Here is a 25,220-nt window from a genome sequence, read left to right as displayed (position 1 = left end):
CAGATGGCGCATGCCTTGGGCAAGGTTGCCTTCGGCTGTTTCCACAACAATATGATAATGATTGTCCATCAGGCACCATGCATGACACACCCAATTAAAGCGCTGACATACCTGACCAAACAACTCCAGCCACGCCAAGCGATCGGCATCATCAAGGAAAATATCCTCGCGCCTGTCGCCACGCGAGGTCACATGATAAAGCCCACCGGCTAATTCAATTCTAAGGGGACGTGCCATGTTGGTAGGTTAGCATATGGAATGTTGGAATGTTGGAATGCAAGACCTGACCCCGTGCTTTGTTTGTAAAAAGTGTCATATATTGATTTAATATAGTGATCTTATCCAAAAAATAAACGCCCCCTCTTTTTCCAGCAACCCTACAACAAGCAGCTGATTTTCCACCTCAGTCGCGCAGTTGCTCCTGATGTTGAATGAACCAGTAATAGGTGCTTGCCAAGCCTTCTTTGAGACTTATGCCCGCCTGCCAGCCCATAACATTCAGGCGTGACGCATCCATCAGTTTACGTGGTGCACCATCGGCTTTACTAACATCAAAGACCAACTTTCCGGTAAAGCCAGTAACTGCAGCCAGAGTTTCTGCTAATTCGCGGATAGTGCAATCTACACCAGTACCAACATTAATATGTGACAGCATAGGCTGGGTAATAGCTTCATAAGTTGTGATGTCCAAATTCATCACATGCACGCAGGCCGCTGCCATATCGTCTACATGCAAGAACTCGCGCATAGGCGTGCCCGTACCCCAAATCACCACTTCTTTCGCGCCGGCTTGAGTGGCTTCGTGAAAGCGACGCATCATAGCAGGAATAACGTGGCTGTTTTCAGGATGAAAGTTGTCGTTCTCACCATAAAGATTCGTGGGCATCACGCTGCGATAATCCCGCCCATACTGGCGATTGTAACTTTCACAAAGCTTGATGCCGGCAATCTTCGCGATAGCATAGGGCTCATTGGTCGGTTCCAATGTCCCGGTAAGCAGAGCGCTTTCGGTCATCGGCTGCTCAGCCAATTTAGGATAAATGCAGGAAGACCCCAGAAACAGCAACTTCTGCACACCGTGCGTGTGCGCAGCATTGATGATGTTCGCTTCCATCATCAGGTTTTCGTAAATGAAATCAGCCGGGTAGGTGTTATTGGCGTGAATGCCACCTACTTTCGCTGCGGCCAGATAAACCTGATCAATCGACTGTTGCTGAAAAAACGCGTGAACATCTGCCTGACTGGTCAAATCTAACTCTTCGCGGCTGGCCGTGATCAGATTAATGTTTGGGTTTTGCTGCAACTGGCGCATCAGTGCAGAGCCGACCATGCCGCGATGGCCTGCTATAAAGATATTTAACTTAGTCATAGCAGATCAATTCTCCACCGATACAGGTACTTCGTAACCATGCTGTTTCAGCAGGGCGTGGCGCTGGGCGGTTTTCAGGTCTTCTGCAACCATTTCCTTACACATCTCCTGGGCCGTAATTTCCGGAACCCAGCCTAGTATTTCTTTGGCTTTTGACGGGTCACCCAAGAGTGTCTCCACCTCGGCTGGCCGGAAGTAACGCGGGTCTACGCGCATAATGGTATCTCCGACCGATACTTCAGGCGCTAGCTCGCCTTCGATAGCTGTTACTATCCCTTGTTCGTCAGTACCTTGCCCCTCAAACTTCAACGCTATGCCAAGTTCCGCAGCAGACCATGTAATAAACTCCCGCACAGAGTATTGCTTACCTGTAGCGATAACGAAGTCTTCTGGTTGATCCTGTTGAAGCATCATCCACTGCATACGCACGTAATCTTTTGCGTGTCCCCAATCCCGAAGGGCGTCTATGTTGCCCATATATAGGCAATTCTCGAGCCCCTGTGCAATGTTCGCCAGGCCCCGGGTTATTTTCCGAGTAACGAAGGTCTCCCCCCGCCGAGGGGACTCATGGTTGAACAGAATGCCATTACAGGCATACATGCCGTAAGCCTCACGGTAGTTAACCGTCATCCAGTAGGCATAAAGCTTGGCCACTGCATAAGGCGAACGAGGATGAAAGGGGGTGGTCTCTTTCTGGGGAGTTTCCTGAACGAGGCCGAACAGTTCAGAAGTGGAGGCTTGATAAAAGCGAGTCTTCTTTTCGAGGCCAAGTAGACGGATAGCTTCTAGAAGCCTCAGCGTTCCCATGGCGTCCACATCGGCGGTGTATTCCGGCGCTTCGAAGCTCACTGCCACATGGGACTGAGCACCGAGGTTGTAGACCTCGTCTGGCTGAATTTCCTGCAGTATACGGGTGAGGCTGGAAGAGTCCGTTAGGTCGCCGTAATGCAGGACAAAATTCTGATTTTTGACGTGTGGGTCCTGGTAGATATGGTCTACGCGCTGGGTGTTGAAAGACGAGGCTCTGCGTTTGATGCCGTGTACTTCGTAGCCTTTTTCCAGGAGAAATTCGGCGAGGTAGGAGCCATCTTGGCCGGTGATTCCTGTGATAAGTGCTTTTTTCATTTTTTAGCTTCCAACATACGGTACATTTTTCTAAAAATTCGAGCAGGAATCCGAAGTAACCGGTTAAATAAAATAAGTATAACAAGATAGTAATTCAATTTTACGTTGTAATAAAAGAAGTCGCTTACTCTTTCAATTCCAAAAGAACGGTGCGCCGGATACTTTATAATCAGAAGCCAAGCCCTCGCAGCCATTTGACTAACCATATCTTTCTGATAATGCTCAGCAAAATAGGCTCTGACTAGCATATAATGAATGGGCAACTTACCATCTTCCGATGATATACTAATAGAGTCAGCATGGGCTCTGAAAAAGGATAACGGCTCTGCCACAAAGCCAAATTTCGGGTAATTTTTTGCTGTTAGCAAGAATAGGAGTAGATCATTACCAATTGCATGCATAGAAAAATTGCTATCAACTTTAGTTCTCACATCAACCAACAGGTTTTTCTTCAAGTCTTCTAAACGGAAAATCGCACATCCGGGTGATACCGGCACATTATTATCGAGCAAAGCTCTGGTTAAAAATTCGGATGAAGATTTATGCCCGGTATTGCCGATGAAGTAACAAGGCAATCCATTTTCGGGCCTCTCAGTGAAAATTTTCACACCTGAATATACGAAAGCAGTTTCAGAATTCATCAAGGGTAAACACTTCTCAATAAAATCATGAGAAATTAAATCGTCAGACCATAGAATTTTGGCATAAAACCCTGTTGCTTCTTCTACGCAACGCCTCCAGTTTCTGACTGGCCCTATGTTGCTTTTATTCCTAAAGGCTCGAACACGATTATCATTATTTGCAAAACCTTCAATTATTTTCCAAGTGTTATCGGTGCTTGCATTATCGACAACTACAACTTCAATATTTTCATAAGACTGGGAAAGTGCCGAATTCAAGGTTTCACCAATTATACTCTCACGATTGAATACAGGTACAAGTATGGAGACTCGATCATTCATTAAAACCCAACCTTAAAATATTGAAACACTGGAACAGATCCGATTTTTGATCGGCTCAATTACTTCCTACCCAATCAATCATTTTTCTGATACCTGAAACTTTTTTTACTTCAGGCGCCCACCCTATAAGCTTCTGCGCCTTACTGATATCCGAAACAAAAACACGCTGATCGCTTTCCCGTGGCGGCAACTGTTTATAGCTCATCCTGATATCGAGTTCCTTCTCCAGAAAGCTGAACAATTCCAACAATGATGAAGAATTATCGATACCTCCACCGATATTGAATGCCTGACCTTTAATCTGCTCAATTTTTTCAGCCGCTTTCAGGTAAAGCGAAACACAGTCACTGGCATAGAGGAGATCCCGAACCTGTTTACCAGTACCTGAAATAGTAAACGGCTCTGTAGCAGTGCCTTTCTTTATTTCAACGGCTTTTTGTGTAAACCAGCCCAACCAACCTTGATCAAAAGTGGCAAACTGGCGCCCACCAAACATGGAAGAATGGCGGAAAACCACCGTTTTCAAACCATAAATTCGAGCAAAATCCAACATGTATTGATCAGCGCTTCCTTTTGAAGTGCCGTAGGGTGAATGAAAATCGAGATTAACGTTTTCATCAAAGCCATTTGGTTTGTCAATACACTCATAGCGTGTTTCAGCTTCCCGATAACTGAACTGCTCCAGGTCTCCGTAGACCTTATTTGTTGATGAGTAAACAATGGTACTTTCTGGCGAATAGAGCCTTACTGCATTCAGCAAGTTAAAGCTTCCACCGACGTTAACCTCAAAGTCCAATCGTGGCTCGGCTATTGAGGTTGTCATTGCAACCTGCCCAGCCAGGTGGTGGATCACATCAGGTTTGTGGCTCCGAATGGCGCGTTCTACATCGTTCGTATTACGAATATCACCATGAATAAACTCAAAATCACCCTGGCTTTTCAGCCACTCGAGGTTCTGGTAGCTACCGAAACGATAAAGACTGTCAAATACCACCAACTCTTCACCCTGTTTCAACAATTCACTAGCAATGTTACAACCTAAAAATCCGCATCCGCCCGTAATCAAGTATTTCATGAAACCACCTTGAATAATCTTTCAAAACCTTCATTTTGAAGTATTTTTGCATTCCAGCCTAATGTTTTCAGAGCCTTGTTATCGACTTCAACTGCCATTATTTCACCTTCCCGCATGGGTATATCACCAAACCCAAGTTGCGTTACGGTGTTCGGATTTAGCCTTTTATAATTTTCATATAAGGCGGTTACAAACTCGAAAACACTGGTGAGCCTACCCGTGCCAACATCAAAATCACTATACTCTGGCAATTGGTTGGCTTTCTGCAATGTCAGTAGGTATGCAGAAATCACATCATCAATGTAGATAAAATCTCTTTGCTGCTTACCTTCTGTCAGGGATACGCGCTCAACACCCTGCTCAAACTGACTGATCAACCAAGGTACAAATTTAGTCTGATCGTCTTTCGGACCATACATGTGTTCAAGTTTAAGGTTGATAGCCTGAACTTTATCACTACGTTGCTTCAACCATTCAGCAAAATGCTTTTTAGATAAAGAGTAAGCATTCAGGTACTTTGGCAACAAAGTACCTGAATTAATGAAAGTATTTACATTGAAACTCGTAGCTGCATCAAGCAGCTGTAGCGCAAACATTATGTTCGTTTCAGCTACTTTATAAGCTGACTGACCATGCCGCCCATAAGTACAAGCTGTATGGATAACTACATCTACATTTTGGGCTTCAAAGGCTTTTTCTACTGGCAGTCTATCAACATCAAACGCACTGACCTGGCACAACAGGTGATCTATTCGCCAGGTATCCGAGGTAGATCGTTTCAGAATGGTCACCTGGTAGCCCTGCGTCAGCAGGGCCTCTAACAAGTGACTACCCAGAAAGCCGGTTGCACCTGTCAGCAGTATGTGTTGCATTAAAAGTTCAGCCCAAAGAACTCTTCCAGTTTTTCACCCACAAAATCGAAGTGCTCTTGGCCCAATGCGGGCTGAACGCCCAGCCAGAAAGTCTGATTCATGGTGCGGTCAGTATTGGTCAGATCGCCAACAACCCGATATTCCATATTTTGGAAATAAGGCTGACGGGTCAGGTTACCGGCAAACAACAGGCGAGTGCCGATCTTGTGCTGATCCAGATACTTGAGCAAATCTACGCGCTGCACTCCGCTGCTTTCCTTAAGCGTGACAGGAAAGCCGAACCAGGACGGCTCACTGTTCGGCGTAGGTTCTGCGACTTCAAGAAAATCGTTGAGGCTGGCCAGCCGTTCTTTGAGTAATACGAAATTGTGCTTTCTTGTAGCAATAAATTCCGGTGCACGTTCTAACTGAGCAAGGCCGCAAGCTGCCTGCATATCCGTTATTTTCAGGTTATAGCCCAAATGGGCATATACATACTTGTGGTCGTAGCCGTGAGGCAAGGAGCCAAACTGTTGGCCGAAACGATTGCCGCAGGTGTTGTCACAGCCGGGCGCGCAGTAGCAATCTCGGCCCCAATCGCGGAACGATTCTGCAATCATCTTCAACTGTGGGTTATTGGTGAACACGGCACCACCCTCACCCATGGTGATATGGTGCGCCGGGTAGAAGCTAAGAGTGGCGATGTCACCCCAGGTACCAACCATCCGTCCGTCAAACGTGGCCCCTAGCGCATCGCAACAGTCTTCCACCAACCACAAGTTATGTTTCTCGCAAATAGCTTTGACTTTCGCCAGGTTGAAGGGGTTACCCAATGTATGGGCTAGCATGATGGCCTTGGTCTTTGGGGTAATGGCGGCTTCGATCAGGTCAACATTGATGTTATGGGTTTTCATATTGACATCGACAAACACCGGCACTGCACCAAACTGCACAATTGGGTTCACCGTAGTGGGGAAGCCGGCAGCCACCCCAATAACTTCATCACCCTTTCTGATGGCACGCTCACCTAGCTTTGGCGATGTCAGAGTACTAAACGCAACCAAGTTAGCAGAAGAACCCGAGTTCACCGTGAGCAAGTGGTTTACACCAATAAACCCCGCTAACTTTTCCTCGAACTCCGCATTGAATCGCCCTGTGGTTAACCAGCCGTCGAGAGAGGCTTCCACCATCAATTGCAGTTCACGTGCGCCGATCACTTTCCCGGAAGGGGGAATAACGCTTTCTCCAGGAACAAAAGCCTTTGGCGCTAATTCGGTGCTGGCATATAGCTCGACGAGTTTGCTGATTTCCTGACGAATTTCTTGGGGATTCATAAGATCGCCTGTCATGGTATCGGTATGTAAATCTTAAGTTAGTGAGGCTGATATTTTGCTATCTGATCGAGAGTCATCTGGCGGATATCGTCACTACGGAGCCAACAATGGTGCCATTCGACGATGCTGTCCAGCGTCTCAGCCAAGGACCAACGCGGACGCCATTTCAGTTTAGCTGCGGCTTTGCTGATATCCAGCTTCAACAGCTGGGCTTCATGGGGCTGTGGGTTGGTATCTAGCTGCCAGCTGGCACCTTGTCCCCAGTGGTTTACTAAGCGGTTGAGTATCCATTCCACCGGTTTCACATCTTCATCATGGGGGCCAAAGTTCCAGCCTTCAGCGTAGACATCACACTCGTTAAAGAGCTTTTCAGCCAACGTGAGATAGCCACTGATTGGCTCCAATACATGCTGCCAGGGGCGGGTTGCCAGTGGATTGCGAATAATGACGGGCTGCTTTTTTTCGAACGCCCGAAGGATATCGGGGATCAGTCTATCTTCGGCCCAGTCACCACCCCCGATGACATTACCCGCTCTGGCCGAGGCGAGTGCAGCGGTATCAGGCGTATTAAAGAATGAACTCCGATATGCTGCAGTCACCAGTTCTGAGCAGCCTTTGCTGTTGCTGTAGGGGTCATGCCCACCCATGGGTTCGCTCTCACGATAACCCCAGACCCACTCGCGGTTTTCATAACACTTGTCTGTGGTCACGTTGACGATGGCTTTCAGATGACTACAGCGACGCGCCGCCTCCAATACGTGAACCGTACCCATTACATTGGTTGCATAGGTTTCGACCGGCTCCCGATAGGATAGACGAACTAGTGGTTGCGCTGCCATGTGGATCAGAACGTCGGGATTGAAGGCTGTCATGCTGGCTGTTATGGCTTTCAGATCACGGATATCCCCAATTTCCGATTCCATACCCTCCGCTACTCGAGCCTGCTCGAAGAGCGCGGGGGTAGTAGGCGGTTCAAGTGCGAAGCCCTTGACCACGGCCCCCATGCTTTGAAGCCAGAGCGAAAGCCAACTGCCTTTGAAGCCGGTGTGACCGGTCAGAAAAACTTTTTTCCCGCACCAGAAGGCGAGATTGACTGCTGCGGTCATCAGATTATTCCCAGTTTTTCCAAGGAGCCTTGCCGCTTTCCCAGAGTTCTTCCAGCAGGTGTTTGTCTCGTAAGGTGTCCATTGGCTGCCAAAAGCCCTGATGCTGATAGGCCATCAAGTCGCCGTCTTCTGCCAGTTTCATTAAAGGCCCCTGCTCCCAGACACTGCTATCGTCCTTCAGGTAATCCAGCACTTTGGGTGTAAGTACAAAAAAGCCACCGTTGATCATGGCGCCATCACCCTTCGGTTTTTCCTTAAAGTTCATGACTTGTTTATTCTGGATGTCGAGCGCACCAAAACGCCCTGGCGGATAGGTTGCTGTCAGTGTTGCTGACTTACCATGTGACTGGTGGAAGCGAATGGTTTCGGCAATATCAATGTCGCCAACGCCGTCACCATAGGTAAAGCAAAAGGCCTCTTCATCCTTTATATAATCCGCTACGCGAAGCAAGCGGCCACCCGTCATGGAATTCTCGCCGGTGTCCACCAGCGTTACGTTCCAGGGTTCAGCACGCTTGTTATGTACCTCCATACCGTTGGAGCGCATGTTGAAGGTAACATCCGACATGTGAAGAAAGTAATTTGCGAAGTATTCTTTGATTACATACCCCTTGTACCCGCAGCAAATAATGAAATCATTTATTCCATACGAGGAGTACATTTTCATGATGTGCCAAAGAATCGGCTTCCCACCAATCTCAACCATGGGTTTGGGGCGACTCGACGTTTCTTCACTGAGGCGTGTGCCCAGACCACCGGCCAAAATCACTGCTTTCATAATGAGAATTACCTTGGTTTTAGTTGGAACTTACGAATGCGTCTGAATAGAACCTCGCCGCTGGAAGACCTTCCTCGCAGAGGGATTCTCGTGCAGAATGAATCATCTCTTCGGAGCCACAGGCGTAGACGATGAGGTCGTCCATCTCGAGCTCGCCTTCCAGCAAGGAACGTTGAACGTACCCTGAGGCTCCTGGCCACTCTTCGCCTGCACGAGACAAAACGGGCGTGTAGCAGACAGCGATATTTTCGAAGTGAGGCTCCCAAAAGAGGTCTTTCGGGTAGCGATTACCCCAAAGGACTACCACCCTCCTACCGACGACTTTTTCGGGATTTGCGTCGAGATGTTCAAGTAGCGCCTTTACCGGGGCAATACCCGTTCCCGTTGCGAGCAACACGATAGTACCAGGGGCGTTATCCCGAAAAAAGAATGTGCCCAGAGGGCCTTCAAGCCTTAACAGGTCATTCGGGGAAGCCTCATTGAACCAATAATGGCTCATCTCGCCAGCCTCCACCCTTTTAATATACAGAACGATACAGCCATCCTGTCTTGGGGCATTGGCGATCGAGTAGCTTCTTCTGATTCCACCTCTCCCGATCACATCAACATATTGGCCAGCTAGGAATTTGAGTGGTTGTCCCGGCGGGAGCCTGAGGATCACCTCAACGACGTCGTCCGTTAATTTGGTCAGCGAATTAATTCTGCAGGGTACTGTCTTTGCCGGGTAGTCAACCAACGCTCCCAGATCCTCAGCCTCAAGGGAAACATCTGTAACTGCAACTCTGCAACAGGTTAGGATCTCTCCGTCCGCCTTTTCTAGCTCGGTTAGTGACTCCTCGGGTTTAATCGTGTCGGTTTCGCCTTTCACGACTTTCGTTTTACAAATACCGCACCGGCCAGTCCTGCAGCTGTATTCAAGAAAAACATTCTGCCGAAGCGCCGCATCAAGTATAGTCTGTTCGCCATTGGCGTCGAATATTTTGCCATTGGTTAAAGTTACAGAGGTCATAGCTTTAAGGTGTCATCAATCGTTTAATTTTGCCGGCCAATCTACGTGCAAAACCCGGACGGGATTTAAGGAGGAACTGTCGAATCCGGTTAACGGCTTCGACATCTTCAGCCATTACAGATGGCATCTCGTGCATAGATTTCGTCGAGATGGACACCTGCATTGTATTGCTGTTACCGCAGTGCATTCCGGAGCCATCAAATCCAACATTCTGAACCAGGGATTCCATTGGCCCCAGACACAGCCCGTCATTTCTGAAAATTGTTGCGTACCAGTAAATCGCCCAAGTGTTTATTCGACCGGACTTATTCATTTTCACCTGCGACCAAAAATCGTCAGCATTATCCAAATTGAAGCGGTGTATGTCTTGGCTGGAGAACTCGGACAGTAGCTTATCCGTGTCCTTCTCAAAATGTGCCCAACGGTCACTCCAAGTTGCCCACCCCCAGCAATTCATCACTCGCCAAAGAAATGTATCATTCAGGCCAGAGGTGTCGATCGGATAGATCCAACCACCGATGTGCCAAACCTTTTTATTTTCCTGAAAGAAATCGAGCGCTTCATTCATGAATGTCAGGAATGATGGGCTGGCGACGATATCGTCCTCCAGGACAATGACCTTACCATATTGGTTAACAACTTCGGTGACGCCATGGATGATGGATTTTGCGAGACCCAAGTTTTCCTCGCGCTCAACAATGCGGACAGACTTAAAGCCGGTAGTAGTCTTAAGGTAATCCCGCACCTCCTGGACATGTCGAGCAGCGTCACTGTTCTTAGCGGCATCCGAGAAGACAATTAAATCGCTTTGGTCGGCAAGATCGTTTTTTAGAAGTGCTTCGACTGTCTGACGGGTGTGCTGGGGGCGGTTGTAGACGAAAAGAACAACTGGGGAAATAGCCATATATAACTTTATATACCGAGAACGTTGTCATTTTTATAAAAAATGGTAGTACATTTCTTGTAAAACAACCCAGGAGAAATACCCCAAAAATCAATCCTCTTAAATCCATTTTCAAGCATAAAATCAACACCGGGAGTATACCAATCTCTTTCACTATCATCCAAAACGACTACACCATTTGAGGCCAAACCCGCAAGCGTGGACTTTAAGCAGTTGACTCGATCTCTTCCGTCAACAATAATTATATCAAATTTCTTATCAAGCTCGGCGCAAAACCTGGAATACCCGCCACCCTTAACTAACTCACTAAAAAAAAGCTCAACATTTTCTGGCATTTTCTTCTTGATGTTTTCATACCAACCTTGATCATGTTCCACACTGACAACATGGCCAACAAACCTTGAATAATAGAGTGTTGAATTTCCCGAGCCATACTCAAAAACACTCTTAATACCAACGAGCCTTGGTTCTAAAAAATGCATAAAAGGGTAGGTGACCCATGCAATTGGATTTCCCTCCTTATCTAAAGGCCGTCGTTTCTCGAAACTTTGAAACCAACCTATATCGTTTAAGTAACCGCCATAATAAGAAGAAGCCAAAAACTTTAAAACTCTCAGATTTCTAAACAACAATATCAACTTTATTATTTTGCTCATAAATGCTCCATTAAAAGGTACCTACAAAGGCTTTTAATTTTAGAAAAAATTGAAATCTTGTTCTTCGGTCAAATGCATCATATAATAATGCGGCAACTATTTGACTAACGAGTGTAGCCATGGCAGCACCTAGCACACCATAAAGAGGGATGAGCAATAAATTTAATAAGACATTGATTACCATACCTGCCAAAGTTCTATTCATCGCAATAATAGTCATCCCTTCTGCCACCAACCACTTTCCACTCGCAACGCCTAAGAACACAAACACACCTGCCCATATATGCACCATTAACACCCCGCCAGTTTCCGAATAAGCCACACCATAAAGCAATGTTATCAGCCATTCACTGAGGAAGGTCATCGGCAGGGCAATGCCAACAGCCATCCAAATCATCAGAGTGTAAAGGCGTTGGAGTCGTTGTAAATAAATTTCTTTATTGATTTTTTTGGCGTTCAGGATGGCTGGAAAGAGCGAGTTGGCAATAACCATGGGAATAAAGTACCAGGCCTCACTTAGGCGCACGGCTGCGGCGTATTGTCCCACGGCTTCTACATCCAGCATCTCTTTGATCATCACCTGATCGATTTTCATATAAACCGAAACCAGCAGGCCGGAAAGAATTAAAGGCCAGGAGTCTTTCAGCAGTTTTTTGGCTGTATTCGTCTTGAATGACCAGTGAAACAATTTTTGCCGAGATGAAACTTTGTAAAAAAATACTAACCCCGTTGCCAACACCAGTGCATCAAATGCCACCATGATGGCAAAAGCCATTAAAGGGGCTTGATTCAGGATCAATGCAACCTTGATGGCGCTGGATACCCCCAGCGCAAGGCTGTTGGCCCAAGCCACATATTTGGATTGCACCTTCGACTGGTAGTAGAAATCGATGACGTTAAAGCTTTGAAAGATAGTGGCAGAAGCAATGATAAATACCAACAGATTGGTATAGCTATCATTGCTGGTGAACTGAACTGTCAACCACAAGACCGGCAAAATCAGTAAGGCACCTATAAGCTTCAATCCAAAAGCAGTGCCGAGTAATTCATCCCTACGGCTTTCATCTTTGACCAGCTCCCGTACTAAGATCCCATCTAAGCCCAGCGTAGCAATAGCGACAAACAAAAAAACCAAGCTTTGCGCATAGCTGAACAGCCCGAATTGCTCTGGTCCCAGATAACGTGCTACCCAAATGCCGACAAACAGCCCGACAAACATGCGAAGGATTTTTTCGCCCATCATCCATGAGGTGTTAGCGGCATAGCGTTTGAAGCCAGCATGGTTTTTAAGCTCGTGAATCTTACTGCGTACTGGTGTTAGCATTGGTTTATATCTAAAGAATTTTAAATTTTAAAATCTGACACTTACAGATAAAAGCTATTTATATCATCCGCTAACTGTTTTTTTACACTAGTAGCGAACTCGACCATGAGCAACCAGGGAAAACGCATGAAACATTTTATACCGCGAGAATCGTCACAAGAGAGTTCTCAGCGGCATAACCACGCTTTCATCCATCCAGAAAACGCTGTCTGAAACCGCTCTGCATTGATCAGAGCCATCACTCTGGCCAAGGTGTCGTGACTAGGAATAGAATTTCAATCAGCTGATGTTGCACTTTCCAGGATTGGCGAAAGTCGGGAATGATGGACAAATAGTAAAGAAAAGACGGCTGATATGGAGGCTTCCATGAGTAAAATCATTAGATAATCATAGTAACCTCAACGGGTAAAGCGCTACAAACCCCACCACAGCGCGGTTTTTCATGCGTTCACCTTGACAATACAGCCTTGACGCTACGCGTCGGCAAACACTTTTCGTTGTGCCCTGCCCTGCAGCCAGTTACGTTCATCGTCCGTTAAAGTGGCGTAGGCATCGGAGTTGATTATCTGCCAGCACACCAACTCGGTACTGACTTCGTATGCTGAAGACAGCGTTGTGACGGCAACGTTCACGGAGGCTGCCATTCGCACCTCTTTTGCGGCCACATTTCTCGGTAGCAGAAGTTCCGCTGCAAAAGCGCGAGCACGCTTTTCCAAGCGCTCGGGGCTATTGCCGTTCAGTACCTCTGCAACCGGCAGGGCACCATCGCGATCCAGTAGCAGATGACAAATTTCATGGGCGAGGGTTGTATTTTCACCATGCACGTGAGCTGACGTGCTTTGTTGCGCCTTATTTACGAATATCGCGGGGCCATGACGCGGCCCCCAACATGCAAACGCATCAAGTATGGAGTCCGGCATATCAAAGTCATCAACCGGGATCTTCCATCGTTCAAGAAAGACTGACGGCTTTACACCTTCCGAATCGGACTTCCCTAATTTTCGGCGTAACCAAATGGCGACCCAGTAACCCTGATCATAGGGCTTGCCGATGTCTTTAAAGTCTTTAAAAAGACTACGTGAAAGCGAATCTAGCTCTGGTGTTGCTATTTTCGCTGCACCACGAATTAACTCAAAGACTTGTAATTGCTGATCGGCTAGAAGTACGCCACTGGTCATACGTGCTGCGGCCATCAGCTCGCCGTCCGCCAGTGGAGATTCCGGATCGTACTCCCAATACTCAGGGTCGTTCTCAGGGTTTAGGTGCGCCAAACTTGCAGCGTTTAACCCGGTTAACAGCGGCACCGCTTGCGCGATGAAGTATGTATCTCGAGCGTACCACTGCTCAGCAGCCAACTTGCCCCTACTCACCTCTTTTGTATTTGCGACTTCCGCCAAATAATTTCCAATGTCTTCAAGGTCACTTACTGCCCGCTGTAGGTTTAAGCGCACATGGCTACTGTGTTCGGCGCTAAAAACTTCCATCAAGGCGCCTTGGCGCATTAAATACGTAGCAGGGAAAAAAATTCCTTTGAACGCACAGGCCAGATCGTGCCGATCTAGAAAGCGAAAAGCCTGCTCTTCTTCATCTTCCATTCGTTCCTCGGCCATGTTTTCCCAGCGTTTCTCCAAATCTCTCATTAACGTGGAAATACCCATGGCTGACACCTGAAATGGGAAGTTTTGCTCCAGCAACAGATAGGCCCAATTTTTCGCAAGCCATTCCAGCAGATCGACCCATGTCCAGCTAATAGGACAGCCGTCTTTTTCTGCCATAACCAACAGGCCGCCAACAAGAAATCTGCCTTCACCCCAAACGAGGCCAGCTTTTTCCTGCCGATCAATGAGCGTCAGCTCTAGCAAGAAGCCTTCGCTAGAGCCTAACCGTACTGTTTTAGCCATTGCTCGAACTCTTTAGAGTGTCCGGATTTTTCTGCCATTTTTTTGAGTTTCCTTACTATCCGTCATTGTTTTTCCACTGACGATCCATGCGTTGCCGATTCTGTCTGAACGGCTCCATTTCGCACAAAAGCCATTATGAACACGACAAATACTCCGAGCATGCCACCCAGCAAGGTGGCTACCACCGCAATCAAAGCTCGTTTTGGCCCACTTTTCTCCTGAGGCACCACAGCAGGATCTACAGTCTTAAATATGTATTCGGATTGCGCATTAGCCAGCATTACCGTGCGGGTTTCGCTTTCTATGAGCTGATAGAACACTTGTTGCATGCCGGCGATGTTTGTTTCCCCGAGCTTCTGTTCCAGGTAAGCAATGCGAGCTTCAGCTTCTTGCACGTCTTGCGCGCGCATATGTTCGTTGATGTCGTGTACCAGATTTTCAGCCCACTCTTTGGCCACTGGAGGGGCCTGGCTTTTAATGTTCAGGGTGACCATACCAATATCTTCGTTGGTGGACAGGCTCAGGTGGCTTTCTTTGAATTGTTTCACCATGTCCCAGTCTGTTGGTGCCAGGCTTTCGCTTTCGTCATCGGTGAGCCATTCACCGGCATCGGGGTTGTAGACTTCCCGATTAATCACCCACTTTTCGTTTTCAATATCCCAGCCTTTAGTGGCCATAAGGGGGATGACGAGGTTGTGACGGTGGATGAAGTCGGTCAGAAACGCGCGGGATTGCAGGACTGCCTTGGCTATAACAGTCTGGTTCGAGCCGCCACCGCCGAGACTGATGCCCGCCAGGCTGGCCAGGCCTCCGAGCTGGCCGCTGACGCCAGCACCACCTTCGTCCTGAGCCGGCGCCAGGAGCACACTAGATTGGTAGATGTTGGGTTGGCTGAGTGCGTAAAACACGCCAACGACTGCAAAGACGGTAGTGACCAGGATGATGATCCACTTACCGCGCCATAGGGTGCCGAAGAGTTCGCGCAGGTCTATTTCGTCGTCTGGGTAGTGTTGGGGGTCTGGGGTTTGGTTCATAGGGACTTTTTAGACGTGGAGAGATGAAAGAATGAAAATTTAGCCACGGACGGCACGGACGAAAAGACGAGAATAAGATCTTTTGTCCGTGTGGGTCCGTGGCTATATCAGAGTTTTTTTTGCCACGGACACTCACGGACTTTCACGGACGGAAAGACATGAATAGGACTTTTTTTGTCTGTGTGGATCTGTTTGGGTCCGTGGCTATGTCAGAACTTTTTGGCCACGGACACTCACGGACGTTCACGGACGGAAAGACAAGACTAAGACCTTTTTTTCCGTGTGGGTCCGTGGCTAATTAACTATTCGTTTTATAAACGCTTTTGGGAAGGTAAAGTTGACGAGCATGCCAACGGACATTCCTGTTGCTTTCAGGTAATTGATCAGCTGAGGCTCAGCGGAAATGGGCAACTTCGGCTGAGCTTTCAGCTCCAGCACTACACTGTTCTCTACCACGATATCCATCCGGTGCTCTCCTACAACCCTATCTTTGTAGAATACTGAAACCGGCACTTCTTCCTGAACCTGTAACCCACTTTGCCTCAACTCATATACCAATGCCTTTTGGTATATGCTTTCCAAAAATCCCGCCCCAAGCACTCTGTTCACTTCGAAGACGGCACTGCGAATCCGATAACTAAGCTCTTCTTCCCTGAGCATATCTGTTCTTTTCCCTTCGTCCGTGGGTGTCTGTGAGCGTCCGTGGCTAAAAAATTCTGACATAGCCACGGACACTCACGGACTTTCACGGACAAAAGATCTGGAAAACACTTTTTTGTTCGTCCGTGAATGTCTGTGAGAGTCCGTGGCTGAAAGGTCTTTCGTCGATGCATCGGCCCACGATTAGCGCCAGTTGGGTTTTCCAGTCCGGGAGCTCGATTGTCAGAAGGTACACCAATGCCTGTCTTACGGTTCAGGCAAGGAGCTGAATCAGGTACTCCAGGAAACGAGTTGGCTCAATGTAATTACGGTGCCGACATGGCGGTTTGCTGGTAGCTTCAACTTACGGTCGATGGCGTAAATGATGGCGTTGGTATCCAGCAGATACTTACCACTCATCTCGCATTTCCCTTTGTATCTCAACGGCCTCTCGTCCCTGAAAGCCCTCAATCTCAACATCGCTAAGATCCAGAGGCGACGGCTCGGGGCCTTGCGCAGCCTCATCCTTAACCATTACTACGATTTTGGCGTGACTGTTCTGCAGCGAGGCGTATTCCGCTGGCAGTTTCACTACGCCATTCTGGATATCTGCTTCGAATTCGATTGCGTACATGATTGTGCTCCGACCGACTGGATCCTTCTCTAATGACTATATCAGACTTGCCAAGTTTTTTGCTGCAGAGGTTAAAAATCCGCCGAAAACCTGGCTTGCCGTCTATTTCGTCGTCTGGGTAGTGCTGGGGGACTGATTCATTACAGATTCCCCACAGCGGCAGCGCCCAGAGCCATCTGGTAAACAATCTGGGTGACGTTGGTCCACAGTTCCAGCTGGTTCAGGCGTTCCACATCAATCGGCATGATCACAGTATCGCCCGGTTGTAATTGCTGGCTGCGGCCACCAAACCAGGCGCTTTTTTCAGGCAGCATTACGGAGCCGTCGGCTTTTACCACGTACACGCGGTTTTCATCGGCTTGGCGGGTGGGGCCGCCGGAACGGTCTAGGTAATCGTCCACTGTTAGGCCTGCAACGTGCAGGTGACTGGTTGGGAACTGGACTTCGCCGAATACGCTGACGGCCTGCGGAATGGTGGGAATTGTCAGCGTGTCGCCGTCTTGCAAGCGGATGGACTGGTAGTCGCTGTTGGTCAGTACGGCTTGCAGGTCAATAACCATGCGACCAACAGGACGGCTGCTTTGAACGTCATCCAAAAGGCCTTTTACCTGGTCTACGCGTTGGGCGCTCTGGCCGCCGAAACTATCACCTTCCAGTTGAACACCCAGCAGGTCTCCTTGCAGGCGTTTCTCCGCTTCAAGCAGCCGCTGCGCTTCCAGTACTCGCAGTTTTTCACGAGTGAACACGACTCCGCGGGGAAAGGCGTTATCGGTAAGCCCGCCCGCGCGCTTGAGCACAGCAGCCAGGGTTTCGCCGTCGCTGAAGGTGTATTCACCCGGGTAGAGAACCTCGCCCTGAAGCGTGATAGTGCGTGTGGCTCCGAATAACGGTATGGACTTGACCATCAGCCGGTCACGGCTTTGCAGGTCTATGTTCACCTGATTATTCATTGCACTGGCCAGGTCAATGGTCTGTATGCGTGTTCGCTCTACGCCGTTTTCATCGAGCGTGCGGCGGGCCAGCTCCGCTTCCAACATTAGCGCGGAGTCGTTTAAACCACCTGCCATTACGATGGCGTCTTTCACTTTGCCCGTGGCGGGTAACGGGTATTCACCCGGGTAGCGCACAGGGCCACTGATGGTCATGGTCTGCTGGGGGGCCATGGGTGTTGCCTGGGATTTCAAGCGCTTTACGACAGGACTAAACAGGATATCGCGACGAAAGCGCTGTACGTCTGTTGCGTCATCATCGCCATTTTGTGCGATTTCGCCTTCGAGGCCCGTTGCGGACTTTTCACTAAGGCTTTGCCTGAAGTCTCCGTCGTCATTAAAGCTTTGCCTGGCGTTGCCCTCGTCACTAGAGCTTTGTCTGAACTTTCCCTCGTCACTAGAGCTTTGTCTGAACTTTCCCTCGTCACTAAAGCTTTCCCTGAAGTCTCCCTTGCCCTCGTCCGCAAACAGCAATAACTGATCTTTCTCATGCAGAACCAAATCCGCTGAACCGCCAGGATTTCTTACCGCGTTTTTGAGCTCGAGGCTAAGCACCGAAATCTGCTGGGTTTCAGGATTTGTTCTGACGATGGCTGCAAAGTTGGAGTCTGCTATTGGGAGCAGGTCTGCGTCCAGATTGCGTATCACTGAACTCACGCGCATGCCCGGAACCCAGGCGAATTTGCCTTCCCGCGCTGCGGCGCCGGATAGTTCAATATACTGGCCGGTTACATCGGCGATGGATGCGATGGTCACCCGGTCACCGGCTTTTACGCGGGCCTGTTTGCCTGCTGCATTGGTCAGGTCGGCTTCGGCGATTATCCGCAAGAATTCCTGGTTTGTGCGCTCTATGCGGGTAATTTGCGGGTAGGCCTGGGCGGTCATGCCGCCGGCGAGGTTAACCAGTTCTTGCAAGCTGGTGGCACCGTCAATTTCATACAGCGCCGGGCGGTATACTTCGCCGTCTATACCCACGCGCGGGCCCACGGCCGGGATGAAAATGGCGTCTCCTGCTTGCAGGCGGGCATCGCCGCTGGTGTCGCCTTTTAGCAGCAGGTCATACAGGTCCAGGGTGTGGACCACTTTGCCATTGCGTTTTAACTGGATGTTGCGCAGGGAGCCGGTGTGGCGAATGCCGCCGGACACGTACAGGGCATTGGTGATGGTGGATAGCGAGCTAACGCTGTAAGAGCCCGGCGTGCGGGTTTCACCCAGTACGAAAACGCGCATGCTGCGCAGCTCGCCCAGCGATACGGCGGCTTTTACGCCGATGTACTGTTCAGACACCAGTTTGGTAATTTCATCACGAGCTTGCTGAAAGCTTAGCCCGGCCACGTTAACGGGGCCGCGTTTGGGCATATCGATGGTGCCATCACGGGAAACGGTGAGCGAAAACTGCTGGTTTTCATTACCCCACAGCTGAATTCTGATTTGGTCGCCCGGCCCTAATGTGTAATTCATGGGTACGGGCACTTCGGTAACCGGGGCAAAGGTGCTGGGCTTGCCTTCAAACAGTTCGTAACCAAACGGTTGCAGGCCGTTGTTCTTTTTGGCGAACGCCTTCTCTTCTTCGGTTGGTTCGTTGTCGTTTTTGCTTTGGTTTTCAGCACTGCCGTTTTCTAGCGGCTCAACCACGGATATCGGTTGGCGAGCGGCGGACCCATTCGAGCTCGGGCTGCCCTGAAGCTGATCAAGATTCACCCCATACTGCCGCGCCAGCGCTTCTTGCTGGGCTTGTGGCAAGGATTTGAATTGCTGAATTTGTGCGGGTGATATGGATTGCGCGGAAACACACAATGGCATCATTAACGATGCTAAAGATAAAGAGAGCAGGAGGCGTTTTAAGTTCACAACGGGTATCCGGTAAAGGTTTTAGAAACGGTAGCGCCAGCTGGCGCCGACAGACCACTGGCCGCTTTCGTTTTCGGCGGGGTTGACCAATTCGAGCTTTTTATCGGCAAACTGGGCGCTTAGGTCCAGCCAGCCATTGAGCAATCCGGTGCCGTAGCCGACTTTTGCGATGACCTGTTTGGCGTTTTCAGCGGGGACCATCAGTTTGATGTTTTTGTCAATGACCGGTGTGCTGCTTGCTCCATCTTTGTTGAACTCAACAAAGCTCAGGCTGGCTGAGAGGTTGCGGCCGTCGTCGAAGAAGTGGAAACCACCGAGGGTGACGGCTTCGGCGTCGCCACTGAAGCTTGCGCCCATGGTGCGGCCGTAATAGCGGTAGCCGCTGTTGTAGCGGGAATGGTCGTAGGTGATGTTGGGCATGGCGTCGCCCAGGAAGTCGTCGGCCAGGGTGTTGGCGTATTCCACAAACCATTGCTGGTCGCCGTTAAACAGCTGACTGGTCCAGTCACTGCCCAGTAACCAGGATTTGCGCGCGGGAAAGGCGCCGGCTTCGTCTTCGCCCATCATCTGGCCGTACAGGCCCATGGACTGGTTGCCGATGGCGAAGCCGTAGCGGGCGTCTATGCCGGCGAGCTGGTTGCCGGGGTCGTCTTCTTCAAGCTGGCCGTTGTCTTTGCCGATCAGCGCGTTCCAGAGGGTAGAAGCGCCTTCCGGGCGCCCCTCCCCACCAAACATGATGGCGCGGGAGAAGCCGATGTCCAGGCCGTCTAACGGGCGCAGGTTCAGACGCATGCCGATCAGTTTGGCTTCGGGTATCTCGCGTTCTTTTTCATACTGGCCGGCTAGAACCGTTAATTGCCACGGGCCAATCCAGCTGAGCCAGGATGTTTCGGGAGCGGAGGGGTCTTTACGGTTCAGCCACAATGAGGGCATGGGCCGTGCGTTGTTGGAGAAGATCAAGCTGGACTGCCAGCCCGGGCCCCACCAACGGTCAATGGCGCCGGCACCGAATACCCAGTTACTGGCGGTGGCGGCCAGGTAGGAGCCGTCAAAGCGGAGGTTTTCGTTGTCATCCGGGTTTAGGGCGTAAGTAGGGCTCACGCCCAGCGCGAATCGCTCCCCTTGCCATTGCACGTTCAAGTTGGCGGTGCCTTGGGACATGGACCCCCGTTCAAAGCCCTGCACCATGGCGACTTCGTTGGTGGCGGAAAGCTCAAACTGTGACCGGATGCCCGATGAAGCCTGCTGTTCCTGCTCAAATTCGAGGTAAGCGCGGGCCATGCCGGTTGCTTGGGAGCCTTTGCCGGCAGAGTCTGCCAGGGCGCTGTCTACTGACGCCCACATGATGGGCCAGCTGGTTACCGGGCGATTGAATTGCCCTTGGTCTGCCAGTTTTTGTATGGCGAAACGGGCTCGGGCGTCGCCGGGCTCTATCCAGGGCGCCGCCACTGCAGAAATCGTGTTCAGGCACGCTACCGCCCCACATACCAAAGCTAAGTGTTTTAGGGTCATGGACATCTTGTTTTTAAGTGCAGGGGTGAAGCCAGGAGAAAGAAACCCGGCTATGCCTGTCAGATTTTGGCGCAGTGCGCCGACTAGTCGAGCATGATACGCGTCACAAGTTTTTAGACAACCGACAAAAGGTATTAGTAAGCTAGGAATTGAAAGGAGTTTTGTAACCTGTTGTAACAGGTGGCATTTGCATCTGTGTGTTAATTACAGGTATGTAGACAACTAAATCATATTCCTATAAAAAAACCGACTTGGGCGGTTGGCTTTTTTATGTTTCAATCGCACTTACATTTAGGCTTTATTCATTACCGCCAGCACATCTTCCAGTTCCTGAATCATTTGTCGTATTAACTGCTTGTACTGGGAGATGTCGTCTTTCGCTTCTACGCTGGACAGTCCCCATCCTATCTCCAAACGGGGACGGACTTGAAGTCTGTCCCCTACCTCCAAGCTTCAAGCGGGGACAGATTTGAAATCTGTCCCCTATATTGATGCCGCAGTTGACGCTGCCGGCCAAGATGACTTCCGAGAACGCAGCAAGAACGAGTGCCTGTCCATGCGTCGTCGCGTCCCTTGGGCGCTGAGTCAATTGCGAGTGGGGTCGACACTGTAGTGGTCAACTAAATTTGGTCAGTGCTTGACCTCTGACTTTAACCGACTGACTTCATCAACCGTCAAACCAGCAATCTCTGCAATCACTTGGTCGTTCATCTCGGTACGGCTGATCAGGTTACGGGCGATTTGTTCAGCCTTCATGTGCTCACCTTCTTGGAGACCTTCTTGGAGACCTTCTTGGCGACCTTCTTGACGACCTTCTTGACGGCCTTCCTGGCGCCCTGCCAACATGCCTTCAAGCCGTTCTTTCTTAACCAGATTCTCCAAGTTCTCTGCCAACATATCTCTGTCCTCCACCAAACTGTTGAGCTGATTCAGGTGTACTTCAGCTCCAAGTCGCTGCAAATGGCGTTTGAGCCAGCGGGTAATAATTCTGTCGGTACGATCCTTGTTCGGGTCCGACTGTATGATCGCCACAACCCGATCTACAGCTTGCTGCAACGCTTCCCAACTGTGGCCCGCATTCTTGACACCGAACACGCCACTCAACGGTGTCTGGCGCAAGCCCAACTCTTCATCAGTATAGCGCCCTTCATCCACCAGGTAATATCGCAGGTGTGGCTGGCTGCTGCAGATCTAAACCGGGGACGGATTTCAAATCCGTCCCCTACTTTCAAGAAAGCAGGAGGTTCCGGCTGCACCATCTCATACACATCCTGTTCAGCNNTCCAGCGTTGCGATCCATTGTACAGCACGATGGGGAATACGGGAGGCAACCCACCACCGGGTGTTGTTACTCTGGTTTTCAGTAAGTGGTCATAGAAACAAGCCACGTAGTGCATCATTCTGATCGGCATGGTTCGATCCACACGGGACTGGAACTCCAACAGAATATACAGATACACCTGCTGAGGCACGCCTTCCCAAGTGATATTGACAGACCACACCACGTCTTCAAATTTCTCTTCAAACAGCGGTGTGATGTAGTTGCCGCTGTGATTCTTGAGTGTACTGAAGTCCATCAGATCCGCGATCTCGAAAGGTGCAAATCCTTCGATCAACTGCTGGACAAACTCCGGATGGCTGAACAGTTCCTTGTAACCGGTGTCGTGGTGATTCGTTGCCATGCGTTCTCCTGATTCAACGAATTCCATTATACCACGCCAAGGTTTTTCATTAGAGGGAACAGGAATGCATGAGGAAGGAGTGCCTGTCCATGGATTTTTATGTCCATGAATCAATTTCAGGCAGAGTTATCAGTGTTTCTGCTCTTCACGAAGTACCTTGACCTCATTATCGGACAAGCCAGAAGCTGTCGCAATTTGGGCATCGGTCAGCAGACCCATCGCAATCAGGTTACGGGCCACCTCTTCACGGCCTTCACGCCGGGCATCATTCAAAAAAGATACTTCATCCCTCAGCGCCTTCTCGCGAACAAACGCCAAGCGGCGAGCCTCCTCATCGGCACTAAGTTCACGGATGCGACTCATCGCCTTCTTAACCGGTTCATGCGCCACATTGGCCATGGTGAGCTCCTCCTGCCAGTGCTTGAAGAAAGTAATCCAGGCTGACAATGGGCCTGATTCCAAACCCATTCGGTCTGCCTTGTTCAGTTCGATCAGGTTCATCTGCAAAATATTCCCCAGCGATACGCCCGGCTGGGTCTCATCACGCATCTCGAACCGCCACACCGCTTGCCGGCGTTCGTTCTCGGTTGCGGTAAACAAATCAAAATCCAACAGGTGCAACCCAACCGAGGCTCTCTGCTGTTTGGCACCGCCAATGGTGTAGCCCTGGTCATACAACAAGCTGCGAATCTGGCGGATAGTGATGACGTCTGCGCGCTGGTAATAACGGCGGTTACCGCGACGCTTGACCGGGGACAAATGGGGGAATTCCTGTTCCCAGGACGCAAGCGGGGACGGACTTGAAGTCTGTCCCCTATCTCCAAGCTCCAGGCGGGGACGGACTTGAAGTCTGTCCCCTATCTCCAAGCTCCAAGCGGGGACGGACTTGAAGTCTGTCCCCATTTCCGAGCGGGGACAGATTTTAAATCTGTCCCCATCTATTTATTGCTCGGTGCCGACGTAGGCTTCTACTTTTGCTTTGTAGAATACTGAAACCGGCACTGCGAATCCGATAACTAAGCTCTTCTTCCCTGAGCATATCTGTTCTTTTTCCTTCGTCCGTGAGTTTCTGTGACTAAAAAATTCTGATATAGCCACGGACGTTCACGGACAAAAGATCTGGAAAACGCTTTGTTGTTCGTCCGTGGGTGTCTGTGAGCGTCCGTGGCTAACAGGTCTTTAAGCGCTTGGTGTTTGGTGATTTGCCGCCACTAATTCCAGAACCTGCTTATCCAGTCTGGCGGCGAACTGCTCCAGAGTATCCCTATTGTCATGTGCAGTGGTTAGAGCATCGAACAGTGTCTGTGCGTTTTCAATGTACTCATGAATCATCTGGTTTCGTATCTGCCTTAGCGCTATCCACTGCTCTGAGGACTCTAGCCAGCCGTACTTCTCAGCTTTCTCAAGATTGATAAGAAGGGCCCGGTCCGGCTCTCCCAAGGCCTTTAACAAGACTGGTAACAGCTTATCCCCCAGAGTATCTTGCAGGCGGCAGAAGCGGCTCGTAAACGCCTCTACCTTCATGGCCAAGTCTGGAGTTGAGTCGAGGGCCTCAACAGCTTCATAGGTTAAAGACCCGCCGAAAACCTGGCTTGCCGCATATTCGAGATGTTTGATTTCCTTATTCACAACACGGCTTAGAAATTTGAGCCTTTCCTGAATTTCCGGTGATGCTTTCACAACGCAATTCCTTGCGCCCGGGCAATCTGGTGGATTGCAGCATCCGGCATGTTAGGTGCATCCAGAAGTACGTCTATTTTCCTTTCACCCAGCTGTTTGATGATTTTTGCCTGTAGCCTTGCGACATCCCAAGCCGGGTGTTCTACCAAGCTATCAACCTTAACCAGTAAGTCGATATCGCCACCTCTGGCGGTGTCATCGGCACGTGAGCCGAACAGTGAAACCTCAGCTTCAGGCCCAAAGACGGATTTCACCGATGCTTTGATTACCCGAATTTCTTTGGCATTCAATCTCATAGCATAGTTGCCTGCTTTGGTGTACGAGAGCCCTCTGGTTGGTGACGGCCCAGCTCCTTCGCTCAAGCATAGGCTTTCTTGGCTTGGTTGACCATGGATTCTGGTGCTCGCTCTGCGCTTTCTGCTATCACCAATGAGGGTGATTTTTTGCTGCGGAAAGATAAAAGAACGAGAGTTTTGCCACGGAGGCGAGCTTACGAGTAGAAGCACTTGGCAGAGGGTCTGATTGACAGGGGATATTGCGGAACTTTGTTACTTCTTGTTAAACAATGAGTTTATCAACTATAAAACAGCCAGTACGTCTTCCAGTTCTCGAATCATCTGCCGGATCAACTGCTTGTACTGGGAGATGTCGTCTTTCGCTTCTACGCCGGACAGTCCCCATCCTATCTCCAAGCGGGGACGGACTTGAAGTCTGTCCCCTATATTGATGCCGCAGTTGACGCTGCCGGCCAAGATGACTTCCGAGAACGCAGCAAGAACGAGTGCCTGTCCATGCGCGGCGCGAT

26 protein-coding genes and 3 pseudogenes are annotated in these 25,220 nt (G+C 49.7%); all 29 read right to left on the bottom strand.

What is annotated here, in order from left to right; translation table 11 throughout:
* The coding region (locus A3OI_RS21780; RefSeq protein ID WP_177313695.1) for a transposase at positions 1-237 on the bottom strand (237 nt) is incomplete at its 3' end.
* 166 nt (positions 238-403) lie between these two features.
* Entirely contained in the window at positions 404-1,369 is a 966-nt protein-coding gene (fcl, locus tag A3OI_RS0108170; RefSeq protein WP_018403796.1) for a GDP-L-fucose synthase, read from the bottom strand.
* Between the two features lie 6 nt (positions 1,370-1,375).
* The gene (gene gmd / locus A3OI_RS0108165; protein WP_018403795.1) at positions 1,376-2,494 is read right to left on the bottom strand and encodes a GDP-mannose 4,6-dehydratase; all 1,119 of its coding nucleotides are present in this window, start codon (positions 2,492-2,494) and stop codon (positions 1,376-1,378) included.
* Positions 2,491-3,456 carry a glycosyltransferase family 2 protein gene (locus A3OI_RS0108160; protein WP_018403794.1) on the bottom strand — a complete coding sequence of 322 codons (966 nt, stop codon included), beginning with the start codon at positions 3,454-3,456 and terminating at the stop codon, positions 2,491-2,493. Before A3OI_RS0108160 ends, gmd begins: the two co-directional genes overlap by 4 nt.
* A 55-nt stretch (positions 3,457-3,511) precedes the next feature.
* The gene (locus A3OI_RS0108155) at positions 3,512-4,531 is read right to left on the bottom strand and encodes a GDP-mannose 4,6-dehydratase (protein WP_018403793.1); all 1,020 of its coding nucleotides are present in this window, start codon (positions 4,529-4,531) and stop codon (positions 3,512-3,514) included.
* The gene (locus A3OI_RS0108150) at positions 4,528-5,403 is read right to left on the bottom strand and encodes an NAD-dependent epimerase/dehydratase family protein (RefSeq protein ID WP_018403792.1); all 876 of its coding nucleotides are present in this window, start codon (positions 5,401-5,403) and stop codon (positions 4,528-4,530) included. The genes A3OI_RS0108155 and A3OI_RS0108150 overlap by 4 nt, the downstream gene beginning before the upstream one ends.
* Positions 5,403-6,716, bottom strand: coding sequence for a lipopolysaccharide biosynthesis protein RfbH (gene rfbH / locus A3OI_RS0108145; protein ID WP_018403791.1), 1,314 nt, complete (start codon positions 6,714-6,716; stop codon positions 5,403-5,405). The genes A3OI_RS0108150 and rfbH overlap by 1 nt, the downstream gene beginning before the upstream one ends.
* Before the next feature lie 38 nt (positions 6,717-6,754).
* A complete protein-coding gene (gene rfbG, locus A3OI_RS0108140; RefSeq protein WP_018403790.1) occupies positions 6,755-7,822 on the bottom strand; it encodes a CDP-glucose 4,6-dehydratase in 1,068 nt (355 codons plus the stop codon).
* A 4-nt stretch (positions 7,823-7,826) separates the two neighbouring features.
* The gene (gene rfbF / locus A3OI_RS0108135; RefSeq protein ID WP_018403789.1) at positions 7,827-8,600 is read right to left on the bottom strand and encodes a glucose-1-phosphate cytidylyltransferase; all 774 of its coding nucleotides are present in this window, start codon (positions 8,598-8,600) and stop codon (positions 7,827-7,829) included.
* Positions 8,601-8,619: 19 nt separating this feature from the next.
* Positions 8,620-9,609 carry an FAD-binding oxidoreductase gene (locus tag A3OI_RS0108130; protein ID WP_018403788.1) on the bottom strand — a complete coding sequence of 330 codons (990 nt, stop codon included), beginning with the start codon at positions 9,607-9,609 and terminating at the stop codon, positions 8,620-8,622.
* A 4-nt stretch (positions 9,610-9,613) separates the two neighbouring features.
* A complete protein-coding gene (locus A3OI_RS0108125; protein WP_018403787.1) occupies positions 9,614-10,513 on the bottom strand; it encodes a glycosyltransferase in 900 nt (299 codons plus the stop codon).
* 8 nt (positions 10,514-10,521) lie between these two features.
* Positions 10,522-11,169, bottom strand: a complete 648-nt coding sequence (locus A3OI_RS0108120; RefSeq protein WP_018403786.1) for a class I SAM-dependent methyltransferase — start codon at positions 11,167-11,169, stop codon at positions 10,522-10,524.
* 10 nt (positions 11,170-11,179) lie between these two features.
* Positions 11,180-12,493 (bottom strand): flippase, encoded by a 1,314-nt coding sequence (locus tag A3OI_RS0108115; protein ID WP_018403785.1) that lies wholly within the window; start codon positions 12,491-12,493, stop codon positions 11,180-11,182.
* A 167-nt stretch (positions 12,494-12,660) separates the two neighbouring features.
* Positions 12,661-12,762: a hypothetical protein gene (locus tag A3OI_RS24650; protein ID WP_155903052.1), complete on the bottom strand. Its 102-nt coding sequence runs from the start codon at positions 12,760-12,762 to the stop codon at positions 12,661-12,663.
* Between the two features lie 204 nt (positions 12,763-12,966).
* Positions 12,967-14,394, bottom strand: a complete 1,428-nt coding sequence (locus A3OI_RS0108110) for an ImmA/IrrE family metallo-endopeptidase (protein WP_018403784.1) — start codon at positions 14,392-14,394, stop codon at positions 12,967-12,969.
* A 62-nt stretch (positions 14,395-14,456) separates the two neighbouring features.
* The gene (locus tag A3OI_RS19630; RefSeq protein ID WP_018403783.1) at positions 14,457-15,428 is read right to left on the bottom strand and encodes a Wzz/FepE/Etk N-terminal domain-containing protein; all 972 of its coding nucleotides are present in this window, start codon (positions 15,426-15,428) and stop codon (positions 14,457-14,459) included.
* Between the two features lie 294 nt (positions 15,429-15,722).
* On the bottom strand, positions 15,723-16,088 hold the full coding sequence (locus A3OI_RS0108100; RefSeq protein ID WP_018403782.1) for a GxxExxY protein: 366 nt from the start codon (positions 16,086-16,088) through the stop codon (positions 15,723-15,725).
* Positions 16,089-16,358: 270 nt separating this feature from the next.
* Positions 16,359-16,487: a hypothetical protein gene (locus A3OI_RS24275; RefSeq protein WP_018403781.1), complete on the bottom strand. Its 129-nt coding sequence runs from the start codon at positions 16,485-16,487 to the stop codon at positions 16,359-16,361.
* Positions 16,477-16,701 (bottom strand): hypothetical protein, encoded by a 225-nt coding sequence (locus A3OI_RS19625; protein ID WP_018403780.1) that lies wholly within the window; start codon positions 16,699-16,701, stop codon positions 16,477-16,479. The genes A3OI_RS24275 and A3OI_RS19625 overlap by 11 nt, the downstream gene beginning before the upstream one ends.
* A gap of 140 nt (positions 16,702-16,841) precedes the next feature.
* Positions 16,842-19,541, bottom strand: a complete 2,700-nt coding sequence (locus A3OI_RS0108085; RefSeq protein ID WP_026224076.1) for an SLBB domain-containing protein — start codon at positions 19,539-19,541, stop codon at positions 16,842-16,844.
* 21 nt (positions 19,542-19,562) lie between these two features.
* Entirely contained in the window at positions 19,563-21,053 is a 1,491-nt protein-coding gene (locus A3OI_RS0108080; RefSeq protein WP_018403778.1) for a capsule assembly Wzi family protein, read from the bottom strand.
* A 291-nt stretch (positions 21,054-21,344) separates the two neighbouring features.
* Positions 21,345-21,449, bottom strand: a pseudogene (locus tag A3OI_RS23790) (MerR family transcriptional regulator); the annotation flags it as partial.
* A 234-nt stretch (positions 21,450-21,683) separates the two neighbouring features.
* Entirely contained in the window at positions 21,684-22,172 is a 489-nt protein-coding gene (locus A3OI_RS23785; RefSeq protein ID WP_026224075.1) for an RpnC/YadD family protein, read from the bottom strand.
* Positions 22,154-22,735 carry an Rpn family recombination-promoting nuclease/putative transposase gene (locus A3OI_RS23780; RefSeq protein WP_228702924.1) on the bottom strand — a complete coding sequence of 194 codons (582 nt, stop codon included), beginning with the start codon at positions 22,733-22,735 and terminating at the stop codon, positions 22,154-22,156. Before A3OI_RS23780 ends, A3OI_RS23785 begins: the two co-directional genes overlap by 19 nt.
* A gap of 129 nt (positions 22,736-22,864) precedes the next feature.
* A complete protein-coding gene (locus A3OI_RS23775) occupies positions 22,865-23,347 on the bottom strand; it encodes a PD-(D/E)XK nuclease family transposase (protein ID WP_407635518.1) in 483 nt (160 codons plus the stop codon).
* A gap of 24 nt (positions 23,348-23,371) precedes the next feature.
* Positions 23,372-23,533 (bottom strand): annotated as a pseudogene (locus A3OI_RS23770) (MerR family transcriptional regulator); the annotation flags it as partial.
* 381 nt (positions 23,534-23,914) lie between these two features.
* On the bottom strand, positions 23,915-24,415 hold the full coding sequence (locus A3OI_RS0108055; RefSeq protein WP_018403776.1) for a hypothetical protein: 501 nt from the start codon (positions 24,413-24,415) through the stop codon (positions 23,915-23,917).
* Positions 24,412-24,711: a nucleotidyltransferase domain-containing protein gene (locus A3OI_RS0108050; protein ID WP_018403775.1), complete on the bottom strand. Its 300-nt coding sequence runs from the start codon at positions 24,709-24,711 to the stop codon at positions 24,412-24,414. Before A3OI_RS0108050 ends, A3OI_RS0108055 begins: the two co-directional genes overlap by 4 nt.
* Positions 24,712-24,993: 282 nt before the next feature.
* A pseudogene (locus A3OI_RS23380) lies at positions 24,994-25,220 on the bottom strand (hypothetical protein); the annotation flags it as partial.

Origin of the sequence: Marinobacter gelidimuriae (assembly GCF_000372805.1) — a bacterium.
In the GTDB taxonomy this organism is placed as follows: domain Bacteria; phylum Pseudomonadota; class Gammaproteobacteria; order Pseudomonadales; family Oleiphilaceae; genus Marinobacter; species Marinobacter gelidimuriae.
This window is presented reverse-complemented; position numbering and strand designations above follow the sequence as displayed.